This is a genomic window from Sphingomonas bacterium (assembly GCF_028289855.1).
Lineage (GTDB): Bacteria > Pseudomonadota > Alphaproteobacteria > Sphingomonadales > Sphingomonadaceae > Sphingomonas.
Genome location: NZ_JAQGKZ010000080.1, coordinates 23,923 through 34,903 on the forward strand (window position 1 = coordinate 23,923; position 10,981 = coordinate 34,903).

The 10,981-nt window shown below is 65.6% G+C and carries 13 protein-coding genes; 3 read left to right on the forward strand and 10 right to left on the reverse strand.

What is annotated here, in order from left to right; translation table 11 throughout:
* Nucleotides 1-15: 15 nt before the first annotated feature.
* Nucleotides 16-1,761: an asparagine synthetase B family protein gene (locus tag JWM94_RS09085; RefSeq protein WP_299425307.1), complete on the reverse strand. Its 1,746-nt coding sequence runs from the start codon at nt 1,759-1,761 to the stop codon at nt 16-18.
* A gap of 50 nt (nt 1,762-1,811) precedes the next feature.
* Between JWM94_RS09085 and JWM94_RS09090 the strand changes: the two genes are divergently transcribed.
* Nucleotides 1,812-2,732, forward strand: a complete 921-nt coding sequence (locus JWM94_RS09090; RefSeq protein ID WP_299425312.1) for a hypothetical protein — start codon at nt 1,812-1,814, stop codon at nt 2,730-2,732.
* Nucleotides 2,733-2,782: 50 nt separating this feature from the next.
* Here JWM94_RS09090 and JWM94_RS09095 read toward each other — a convergent pair whose 3' ends face one another.
* A complete protein-coding gene (locus JWM94_RS09095; RefSeq protein ID WP_299425321.1) occupies nt 2,783-2,929 on the reverse strand; it encodes a hypothetical protein in 147 nt (48 codons plus the stop codon).
* 168 nt (nt 2,930-3,097) lie between these two features.
* Here JWM94_RS09095 and JWM94_RS09100 point away from each other — a divergent pair, with 168 nt between their 5' ends.
* Nucleotides 3,098-4,327, forward strand: a complete 1,230-nt coding sequence (locus JWM94_RS09100) for a putative 2OG-Fe(II) oxygenase (RefSeq protein WP_299425325.1) — start codon at nt 3,098-3,100, stop codon at nt 4,325-4,327.
* 6 nt (nt 4,328-4,333) lie between these two features.
* Here JWM94_RS09100 and JWM94_RS09105 read toward each other — a convergent pair whose 3' ends face one another.
* The 5 genes from JWM94_RS09105 to JWM94_RS09125 form a co-directional block, all read right to left on the reverse strand.
* Nucleotides 4,334-5,152 (reverse strand): YaiO family outer membrane beta-barrel protein, encoded by an 819-nt coding sequence (locus JWM94_RS09105; protein ID WP_299425328.1) that lies wholly within the window; start codon nt 5,150-5,152, stop codon nt 4,334-4,336.
* A gap of 11 nt (nt 5,153-5,163) precedes the next feature.
* A complete protein-coding gene (locus JWM94_RS09110; protein WP_299425332.1) occupies nt 5,164-5,769 on the reverse strand; it encodes a hypothetical protein in 606 nt (201 codons plus the stop codon).
* On the reverse strand, nt 5,756-6,892 hold the full coding sequence (locus JWM94_RS09115; RefSeq protein WP_299425336.1) for a glycosyltransferase family 2 protein: 1,137 nt from the start codon (nt 6,890-6,892) through the stop codon (nt 5,756-5,758). Before JWM94_RS09115 ends, JWM94_RS09110 begins: the two co-directional genes overlap by 14 nt.
* Before the next feature lie 10 nt (nt 6,893-6,902).
* A complete protein-coding gene (locus JWM94_RS09120; RefSeq protein WP_299425339.1) occupies nt 6,903-7,514 on the reverse strand; it encodes a PIG-L deacetylase family protein in 612 nt (203 codons plus the stop codon).
* 175 nt (nt 7,515-7,689) lie between these two features.
* Entirely contained in the window at nt 7,690-8,637 is a 948-nt protein-coding gene (locus JWM94_RS09125; RefSeq protein WP_299425342.1) for a cation diffusion facilitator family transporter, read from the reverse strand.
* Between the two features lie 80 nt (nt 8,638-8,717).
* Here JWM94_RS09125 and JWM94_RS09130 point away from each other — a divergent pair, with 80 nt between their 5' ends.
* On the forward strand, nt 8,718-9,119 hold the full coding sequence (locus JWM94_RS09130; RefSeq protein WP_299425346.1) for a nuclear transport factor 2 family protein: 402 nt from the start codon (nt 8,718-8,720) through the stop codon (nt 9,117-9,119).
* Here the strand turns inward: JWM94_RS09130 and JWM94_RS09135 are convergent.
* The 3 genes from JWM94_RS09135 to JWM94_RS09145 form a co-directional block, all read right to left on the reverse strand.
* Entirely contained in the window at nt 9,116-9,823 is a 708-nt protein-coding gene (locus JWM94_RS09135) for a hypothetical protein (protein ID WP_299425349.1), read from the reverse strand. The two genes, JWM94_RS09130 and JWM94_RS09135, sit on opposite strands and share 4 nt — an antisense overlap.
* Nucleotides 9,824-9,954: 131 nt before the next feature.
* Nucleotides 9,955-10,524: an outer membrane beta-barrel protein gene (locus JWM94_RS09140; protein WP_299425353.1), complete on the reverse strand. Its 570-nt coding sequence runs from the start codon at nt 10,522-10,524 to the stop codon at nt 9,955-9,957.
* A gap of 182 nt (nt 10,525-10,706) precedes the next feature.
* Nucleotides 10,707-10,973 carry a PqqD family protein gene (locus JWM94_RS09145; RefSeq protein ID WP_299425356.1) on the reverse strand — a complete coding sequence of 89 codons (267 nt, stop codon included), beginning with the start codon at nt 10,971-10,973 and terminating at the stop codon, nt 10,707-10,709.
* Nucleotides 10,974-10,981: the final 8 nt, after the last annotated feature.

The following is a 10,981-nucleotide window of genomic DNA, read 5'->3' on the forward strand; positions in this document are numbered from 1 at the left end:
CGCTTTCTCGCAAGGCTAGCGACGCGTTCGCCACCAGGTCAGAATTTCGGCATTGATCGCGGTCAGCTGAACCTCGTTGGCGTCTCCGACATCGGCAGGCCCATGCGCCGCCACGCGTTCGAGCACCCGATCGAGCCAGTCGAGATCGAGCCATTCGCCGACATCGGCACGCCGGAACGCGGCGATCCGCTCGCGCGCCTGGGGCGCCTGGCGCTGCAGCCGAACGATGTGATCGGGCGACGCCGGCATGCCCGAGCGTCGCAGCCGGATCGAATCGGGCAGATGCCCGTCGAGGATACGGCGCGCCGGGGCTCGGTCCATTCCCTGCCGCATGAAGAAGGACTGGGGCATCCCGGCGAACAGCCGCAGCAGGCGGATGTCGCGAAACGGGAAGTCCATGCGCAGCGCACCGCCATAGAATTCGTTGGATTGGCCGAGTGCCTTTTCGATACCCGGCACATACCCCCACAGATCGCTCGCTTGCTCGACCACGACCGGTGACGGTGACGCGATCGCCCGGCTTATCTCATCGGGCAACTGCGCCAGCCGGCCGGGCGCGATCCTGACATGAAAGGCATTGGTTTCGTTCGGTACGACCGGCGGCCGGCCACGTATCATGCGCCGCGCCATCGCCCGGAGGCGCTGCTTTATGGTCGTGCCGGGAAACCACCCCGTCACGCTCATCTCGCCATAGGTGCCGTTGACGAGCATCGTCGCGCCCGCCGCGCGCGCGGCCACCTGAAACGCTTCGGTCAGGCAATGGCGGTTGGACAGGAATGGCCCGCCCGCACCGGCGATGATGTGATCGGGCGGGCGATAGGTATCGGCATCGAGCGGCGGCGCGACGGGATCCACGGCTAGGCCCAGCGCCGCCGCGACGATATCCGCGAACTGGCGTTCATCGGCGATACCGCTGCCCGCCGGGGCGACCGACGTGATCAGCCCCAGCGGCTGGTCCGCCGCGTGCTCTTCGGCGGCCAGGCAAGCGAGGAGCGACGAATCGAGGCCGCCACTGAGCAGCACCGCCGGCATCGTCGTGCGCGCGGCGCGCTGGCGCATGATCAGGCGCAGCAGCGCGTCGGCTTCGGCGATCGCATCCTCGAACGTCCCCCTGTTGCGTGGTTGCGGGGTCAGCACGGTCGCCGTTTCATGCCGGATGTCGTCCAACTCGATCGTCACGCACTCGGCGGGCACCAATTGGCGCACCCGCTTCAGCATCGTGCGGCCACCGCGCCGGCCGCGCAGATCGGTGCGGCCCATGCCGAACAACAGCCCCGCCGCGTCGATCTCGTCACCGACCCAGGCGATTCGCGATAGGCCGGCGAGATCTGGGGCGACCGCGCATCGCGCCCCGGACGCCACGAAAAACAACCGGTCGCGCCGCGCCGCCGATGCCATCAGCGTCAACCGTCCCTCGGGCTCCCAATGCAGCAAGGTCCATTCGCCGGTCAGCAGCACGGGCGTTTCGGCGCCGAACTTCAGCAGTGCCGCGCGCGCCAGATCGGCCGGCGGCGTGGCGCGCGACAGCGCGAGGCGGTCCGCCATCGCTTCTGGCTCGTCCAGATCGCCAAGCAATAGCGTCGTCCGGCCACCGGCATCGCTGCGATGGACCGCGGCCGGTGCCTGCCGATCCACGCCCTCGGCCAGCATCGCGCCGGGCGGACCATCGACGGTCAACCCCAACGCGGCGGCGTCGGCGTCGTCGATCGGGCGGCCGTCGAGCCCGAATAGGCCATAAAGGCCGCTGATCGCCGCGGTCACGCCGGGAGCCAGTCGATTGACGACGCGGTCGAATTTCCTAGGGAGAGTGAATGAACGATCCCGTGCGCAAGGCGTCGAATAGCGAGATACGCGCGGCGCTCGCCCGGCTCGCCTATGATCGCGGCGAGGTACGCGTCGTCGATCCCGATCTGGCCGGCTGGGAATGGCTGGTCACGACGCATCGCGGCGTCTTCGCGGTTGGCGCGGACCGTGTAAAGCTGGTGCTGCGCGGGTGGTATTTCGGCATTTGCCGGCACGATGACCGATTGTACGCGTTCGAAAATTGCGGACATCGCCAGCCCGGGTCGAGCACCGGGCGGATCATCCGGCTCGACATCGCGGACGGCAAGCTGGGCGCGCCGCATGTGCTGGCGACCGGGCTGCATAACAATGGCCATCAGGTCGCGGTCGTCGACGGCTTGCTGTGCCTGGTCGACACCGCGAACCAGGCGATTCGGCGCTACACCTTGGATGGCGATCTCGTCGACGTTCGAACGCCGTTCCCGGTCGCGCCGCTGACCGACGAAACCGGCGCCTATCTGCATATCAACACCATCGCCAAGGTCGGCGACCGAATCGGGTTGCTCCTGCACAACGGCAAGGCACGGCCGGTCAAGAACAGCGAGATCGCCTGGCTCGACGCGCAGTGGACGGTGGTCGAGCGCGAATTCCTGCCCGGTCATAGCTGTCACGACATTGTCGAGGACGAAGAAGGCCGATTGTGGCATTCGCTGTCGCGCGACGGCGACATCCTGCGGTCGGACGGAACGCTGATCCATATCACCGACGACAAGATGACGCGCGGGATCGCGCTAAGGCCGGAAAGAATGGCGGTTGGTATGTCGACGTTCGGCCCACGTCACTTGCGCGGTACGCTGAACGGCGGGGTGGTGGTGTTCGACCGCAACGATTTCACGCGGTTGCACGACATAGAAATGCCGGCCGCACCGGCCGACATCATCGCGATCTGACGCCATGCGCGCCCTGCCCGGCAAACGCCGGTCAGGGCGACAGGACCATATTACGAACGCTGGCAGTCGGCGTACGGATTGCCGCCGACATCGGCGCCGCGATTCGGCAATGCCGAAGTCTCGCGCACGTCCAACTCACGGATTTCAGGCACGATCCACGGGCGCCGCGCCTCGTTGTTGTTCTTCGGCTCGTTCACAGTCCCAATCTCCCTGTTAGATTCGGTAATATCTTGTCTATCATATAAACATAAGCGCGGCGGATCAAATGCATAAATCGCGACCCGTAACAATAACGTGCGACGGGCCGGACACCTTCGATCGAACCATGGTGACCGACGCGTGCCAAGCGTGGTAAGCCGCCCGCCATGTCGCGCCGCATCAACATCGAGCTTGAAACCGTCAAGCATTTGACCGCGCAGGACGAGCTCGCGCTTGTCCAGGCCGCTTATGCTCGCAATCCGTCACCGACGATGCGCTGGCGGCTCGCCTCGCTGCTGGTGCTCAACGACGATGCGAAAGCGGTGACCGCATTGTTGTCGGGTCAGGCGGATCTCGGCCCGCGCGAGGAAATGACGCTGGCGCAGGCGTGGCTGGCGCACGAATCGGCCGAGGGCGATGCCGGCGCGTGGGCGGCGACCGACCGCGCCTTCGCGCTGTCGGAACAGGATGAAGAACGCGCCGCGGCGCTCGCGCTGCGCGCCAAGGCGGAAACGCGGATGGGCGACGTGGATGCCGCCCGCGCCACGCTAACCCAGGCGCTGGCGCTCGACCCGCATAACAAGGATGCGTGCAAGCGGCTGGCGACGCTTGCGCTGGCGGCGGGCGATACCGGCGCGGTGTTGGCGATGTACGACGATCTCGCGGCAAAGGGCGCCGCGCATTCGCGGCTGTTCGCGGCCAAGGCGCTGGCCCATGCCCATCGCGACGAACGCGACCAGGTGCGTACGATGATGGGCGCCGACGACTTCTTTCGCGCAGCCAAGTTGCCGCCGCCGGCCGGGTGGGACAGCATCGAGAGCTTCAATGCGGCGCTGGCCGAAGAATTGATGACGCATCCGGGGCTTCGCTTCGATCGCTACGGCACCGCCTCCGAACTGACCTGGCGAATCGATTCGCCGCTCAGCCGCGCGGCGCCGTTGGTGCGCGTGCTGCTCGACACGATCGCCGACGCGATCAACGCGCATGTCGAGCGGGTCGGCGGGGTCGATCATCCCTGGGCCGCGGCACGCCCGACCGACGCCACGCTGCGCGCGTGGTGCGTCATCACCGAAAGCGACGGGTTCGAGAATTGGCATGTTCACCAGTTCGGCTGGCTGAGCGGCGCCTATTATGTCCGCGTGCCCGATTCGATCGCGAACGGCGACACCGAAGCCGGCTGCATCGCGCTCGGCCTGCCCGAGGATCTGGCCGGGGAAGAGGCCGCGGCGGCGTACGGGACCAATGTGGTTCGGCCGCAGAATGGGCTCTGCCTGATGTTCCCGTCGCACACCTATCACCGCACCTTCCCGCACGGCGTGCGCGACCGGCGGATCTGCGTGGCGTTCGACCTCAAGCCGCGAATCGCGATGGCCGACGAGGAAGCGGAAGCCGCCTAAATTCCGTCAGTCGAGCGAGAATTGCAGCCCGAGCCCGAGCTTGGTGCCCTCGACGCGGCCCGCGGGGCGCGCATAGGATTCCAGCCCGGCCGACAGCGACAGGCTGAGGCTCTTGTCGATCGGCTGGATGCGCTGCACCAGCCCGCCATAATCCTTGCCCGTAAAGCTGCTGTCGAGCGCGCGGTCGAACGAGGCGCCGCCATAGTTCGCCCAAAGCTGAGTCTTGCCCCGGCCACGACCGTCGTTGACCGTCAGGCTGACGAGCTGCGCGAGGAACGCGTCGCGGTTCTCGGGCTTCACCCAGGTCAGGCGATAGGCGACCGATCCGCCCTTGAAATACTGGCGCAAGCCACCCGAGACGAACCACACGTCCTGGTTGCCGAAATAGCGCGCCCAGCGCGCGCCGACCGTCGCGACGGTCTTGTCGGCGAGCTTGACGCTCACGTCCTGCGCGAAGTCGAGATTGGCGAACACCGGCTGGTTCTCGGCGATGAAGGCGCGGGTGCGCGTCGAAATCGTATCGGACCAGTCGTGATAGATCGTGGCGTCGGCGCCGAGCGCTGTGACGCTGCCGCCGCTCACCCGGCGCTGACCGATCGTCGGCGTGAAGGTCACCGTCGTGTCCGCAAAATCGACGCGATACTCGATCTTGACCGACCGCAACGAGCCATAGCCCTTGGTGTAATCCTGCGATTCGGCCGAGACGGTGACCGACTGGCGCGATTCGTTCGCGGGATCCGGTACGTCCTGCGCGAACGCGGCGGCGGGGAAAGCGAGGCTCGCCACCAAGGCAAGGCCGCTCAGGCGGATGATGGTCGGGGTCATGGGATTTCCCTTCACGCAGCTTCGAGGGTTTGTTTGAGCCGGTAGCGCCCGGCGGGATAATTGCGGTCGACCGTCACGCGCGGTTCGAACAGCGAGCCCGGCGCGACGACGCGGCCCGGCAGGACGATCACCTGGATGCCAAGCGACGCGCCCGCGCCGATCCAGCAGCCGAGCTTTTCGCACCCGGTGTCGGTCACGATGTCGCCGTCGCGGACGCTGATCGGTTGGCCATCAAGGCGGTGGTTGGACGTGCGCACCAGCGCGCCGAGATACGCGCCGGCATCGACGCGCGAATCGGCGACGAAGCACATCGGGCCGATGCTGACGCCGTCGGCGATCAGCGCTTGCTTGACCTCGGCCGCGTAGCCGATGCGGACATTGTCGCCGATCAGGGTCGGGCCGCGCACCATTGCGTTATTGCCGATCAGGCAATCTGCGCCGATCGCGAGCGGCCCTTTGAGCACCGCGCCGCCGCAGATCTTCGTGCCCGCAGCGATCGCGATGGGCCCGGCGCTCTCGTCGAGCATCGCGCCGGGTTCGATCGTGGTCGCCGGGTCGATCCTCGCCGTCAGTCCGGCCAGGCGCGCACCGAGGTCGCGGACGTCAGCCCACCACATTGGCGTACCTTTCCGGCTTGTCGCGGGTCGGTTCGCGGCCGGTGGCCAGACCGAACAAGCCATAAGTCAGCCAGATTCCATATGACAGGAACAGGTAGAACACGGCGAGCGGTGCCATCGGGATCAGCCTGAAGCTGCGATGATGGATCGCGCTGATCGTGCCGATCAGGCACGTGACGATCAGCCAGGAGGCGGGGAACAACATGATCGGCAATTGCCGGGCGTGGCCTTCGAAAACGGTCGCGCCGATCAGACAGGAGAAGAATCCGATCCCGAAGAACACCAGCAGGATCATCGGCATGATCGTGAACACACCGTAGCGTGTGAGCAGCAGCCGCGGGTGCAGCCGCATGCACACGGCATAGCCGATAATCCAGCGCCGCCAGCGCAGCCATTCGGACTTCAGCGAATTGCATTCCTGCGAATAGACGATGCAGCGGATCGACTGGCGGACCTTGTAACCCTTCGATACCAGCGTCCAGGTCAGGTCGAGATCCTCGACATTGGTGCGGTCGGTCAACGGGACGGCGCGCAGCACTTCGACGCGGAACAGCCCGCACGCCCCCGAAATCAGGAACGGCGCGCCGCCGAGGATTTGCTGGAGTTTGCGCTTCAGGATGATCATCGGCAATTTGACGGTGGCGCGGATGTGCGGAAGCAATCCCGCCCCGCCCAGGCTCGATGCCGGAATGCCGCCGGCCGCATCGGCCCCCTGCTCGATCTCGCGCAACAGGTGACCGAGCCCGTGACTGCGCGAGGGAATCTCGGTGTCGGCGTCGGTCAGCAGGACATAGGGCGATTCGACGTAGTTGAGGCCGTTCATGAGCGCGCCGCCCTTGCCGGTATTGGCCTGGTGGACGACCGTCAGATATTTGTGCTTCTTCGCGAGCGCATCGAGTACTGCCGCGGTGCCGTCGGTAGACCCGTCGTTCACCGCGATGACGCGGTTGATATAGGCATTCCAAAGGAGATCCTCGATCGTCTTGGTAATGCAGATTTCTTCGTTGAACGCCGGGACGATCGCGTCGATCGATTCGTAATTGTAGCTCGGCGGCGCGCGCCGCAGCCACAACGGCCAGGCGAGCACGAACAGGGCGGCCAAGAGGAAGATAAGCGACATCATCGGGCGACCCTCAGAGCATCATCTTGTAGGGAAGGAAGCCTTCGCACGGCCCCAGATCGACTTGTACGCCGCGGAAATGCGCGGCGGCGCGAACCTTGTCCTGCTGCATATAGAGCCGGTCGGCCTGGCTACGGTGGCATTGCAGCGCTGCGACCTTGAGCTCGAGGAAATCGGCGATGTCCTCGAACACGGTCGGCTTGAAATTGGGGTATGAGCTCGGGGTTTCGTAGCTCAGCAATTGCGGCACCTGGCGGCACGCCACCACCGACGCTTCATAGACTGCGCGGTGATCCTGGTGCCGGTCGTGTTCGAACATCGTGTAGACGCGCTGCGGCACGAACGACCGCAGATGCTCGTCGATGACTGCGACCATCTCGTTGAGCGAATGGGTCAGATTGGTATCGGGAAAGTCGTAGACGACGACGTCGGTGATGCCGATCTTCGCGAACGCGTGCGCGGTCTCGGTCGCGCGGTCTGCTTCGCTCAGCGCGCCGCGCCGGCCCTTCGACATGACGACCGCACGGATGCGCGCCCCGGCTTGCGCATATTTCGCCAGGCTCGCGCCGCATCCCAACTCGATATCGTCGGGATGCGCGCCGATGGCCAGGATCGGAAATGACACCATTGCCCCCGCGCTCTAAATTGCCGTGCGCGCCCCCCGACCCGCTTGTCGGAAGGTTTAGAAGAACGGGGTTAATAAGTTCGGAAGCGCAACAAGCGCGCGTGGCGCCAGCCAATAGTCTTGCGGACGAGGGAAAGTATCCGTCCGGAATCAACATGATCCCGGTCGCGGGCGCTTACCCTGCCTCGCCGACCAGCCCCCGCGTCGCGCCGAACTTCGCGCCGGCATTCTCGTGCGGGCGGACATAGACGCGGTAGATCGCCGGGAATTCGGCGCGCAGCGCGCGTTCGATCTCGTCGACGATTCGTTCGACATCGCCCGCGCCGAGCCGATTGTCGAAATCGACATTGACCGCCGCGACGATCTGGTCGGGCGCGTTGTGGATCGTCATGATCTCGCCGATCCCGGTGATACCCGGGCGCGAGACGGCGCGGCGGATGCCGGCGATCAGCGCGGGGTCGGCCGCTTCGCCGATCAGCAACCCCTTGGCCTCGCGCGCCAGGAAGATCGCCACCACCGCCAGCAGCAATCCGATCAGCACCGACGCGACGCCGTCGAACCGCGGATCGCCGGTCGCCTGGCTGATCGCGAGGCCGGCCGCGGCGATCACGATGCCCGCCATCGCCGCGCCGTTTTCGAGCAGCACGATCACCAATGTCGCGTCCTTGGTACCGGTCAGCGCTTGCCACCATGACCGATCGCCCCGCGCGCGATCGAACTCGCGGAACGCGGCGATGGTCGATCCTGCCTCCAGCGCGAAGGCGATGGCGAGGACGCCATAAGCGATCAGCGGCGACACCGCCGGTTCGGGCGCGAGGAAGTGGATCACGCCCTCGTACACCGACACCCCGGCGCCGAGCGCGAAGACGAGCAACGCGACGACGAAGCTCCAGAAATACAACTCGCGGCCATAGCCCGCGGGATGCAGCGCGTCAGCCGGCTTGGCGGCGCGTTTCTGGCCGTACATCAGCAGCAACTGGTTGCTCGAATCGACCAGGCTGTGGACGCCCTCGGTCAGCATCGCCGACGAGCCCGTAATCGCCGCCGCGACGAACTTGGCCACGGCGATTCCGATATTGGCCGCCAGCGCGACGATCAGCACCCGGTTGTTTTCGGCTTTCATGGGCTCGCCATAGCAAAGGCCGCAGGCTTGACCATAACATCGCGATCTGGCCTCATCGTCCCGTATCGGGGGAGAGAAAAATGTCCGCGGAAAACGTCGCCGTCATCAAGGGGATCTACGACGCGTTCGGGGCCGGCGACGTCGCCGGCGTGCTCGGCGCGATGAGTCCCGACATCGTCTGGCACGAAGCGGAGAATTTCCCCTATGCCGACCGCAATCCCTATGTCGGGCCGCAAGCGATCGCCGAGGGCGTGTTCGGCCGCTGCATCGGCGAATGGGACGGGTTCAACGTCCGGATGACCGACCTGATCGACGGCGGCGACCGCGTCGTTGCGCTGGGCCGGTATGGCGGCGCCTATAAGACGAGCGGCGGCGCGATGAACCCGCAGGCAGCGCATGTGTGGACGCTCAAGGACGGTAAGGCGGTCGCGTTCCAGCAATATATCGACACGCTGGCGGTGTCGCGCGCGATGAGCGGCTAAGCGCCCTTACGACCGAAGTCGCGCGCAACCGGAGTTGCGCCTGGATCATAGACCGCCGGCTCAACCGCAGCGCCGCCGTTCTGCAACTCGGCCAGCCGCGCGGCGACTCGCGCCTCGAACGGTTCGTTGCCGATCGCCGCGCGGTACGATCCGCTGCCGGTCTGGCTGAGCGCGATCGCGCCGCGCGACAGGCGGCGCAATATGCCGGCCACGGCCGCGATCGCGCCGATGATCAGGAAGAAGAACCAGCCGAACGCCGCGCCAACGCCGAGGCCGGCAGAAGTGCCGCTTGCCGACGGCTCGGCAAAGCCGGGCCGCGAGGCATCACGGGAAAAAGGCTGGCCCGACGACGCGGCCACCGGCGGGTTATAGCCTGCGGTCGGATCCTCGCCCAGCGCCATGGTGACCGTCCGCAGGTCGTTCGCATCGAGCCGCGCGTAGCGGTCGTCGTGATACAGCACGAACCCGGCATCGCCGCCGTCCGACGCCACGCTCGCGCCGTTCACCGTGTGGATCGGATAGATATAGCCGAGATCGAAATACTCGCCGTCGCGCTCGAACGTCTCGTCGTTGGGCAAGTCGCGGACCAAATCGATTTTTTGGGTCGGCGTCATCACATGGCGGCGGCCGTCATCGGCGGCGGCGGGCGATGCGGCCAGCAGCGCGAGTGCGGCGGCCAGCGCCAGTCTGGTTTCGGAACGCATCGTGCCTCCCCTGCGGTCAGGTCGGCATGCGTCATGCCATGATGCGGTAAAAAATCGGCTAAGGCGATCAGCCAAAGCAAAAAGGGCGCCCGGCAAAACCGGACGCCCTTTTCGCGATAATCGTTCAGTTTTTAGAAGCGGACGCCGAGGCCCCCCGCCAGCTGGCGGCGCTGAAGGTTGGTGCCGAACAACTTGCCGTAATCGGCGTAATTGCCCTCGATCATCAGATAGACGTTCTTGTTGACGTTGAAATCGACGCCGATCGCGCCCTGAACGCCGTCCTTATGCGCTTCGAACCCGGCGACCGAACCGGTGCCGCTGAAGCTGATCCGGCCGTAACCGACCTTTGCGTAGATCACCGCGTCGCCGGCGATGAAGCCGAGCCGGCCACCGGCGCCGAGATTGCCGTTTTCCTTGATGCAGCCGGTCGAATCGCACAGCGACACGCTGGAAAATTCGTAGACCGCATAGGGACCGACGGTGACGTGCTTGCCGGCCTTCAGGTCGAACCCGAGCTCGCCGCCATACGACACCGCGCTGCCGATCTTGTAGATCGAGCCGCCGCCGCTGACGGTCGGCGTTTCGTAGCCGATCCGCGCCTCGACGCGAACGCCATCCAGCTTGGGCTCGGGCTTGTCCTGGGCAAACGCAGTGCCAGGGACGCACGCCATCAACGCGGCGAGCGCAACATACTTCTTCATATTTCCCCCAATATCCATTCAGGTTGTGAACCGGCACTCCACCAGAATGGCGGACCGGGACGGCGGCGATAAGACAGGGACATTGCCGCGTCCAGCACGATTTTCGCGACATTCCAACGCGGTACTAGCCGGAACTCCCGCGGTCAGCCGAGTTGTCGTGGCAGGATCGTGACTATTTCCGCTCAGGCCGAAATCAGCGACATCTCGCGCATCGTTGCCAGCGTGTCGGCGACCGCCGCGGTGCAATCGTCCGCGGAAATCTCGAAGCGCTCGCTCAAATAGGCGCCGATTTGCGCATCGGTCTGCGGGGTGTCGAGCGCCTGCCAGATCGCGGCGGCGGTTTCGTTGAGCGAGATGTATTTGCCGGTCTCGACATTGACCATGACATAGCTGCCATCGACCTCGGTCCCGACCCAATCGTCGCTGCGCACCCAAACCGTATCGCTCATTCCAACCC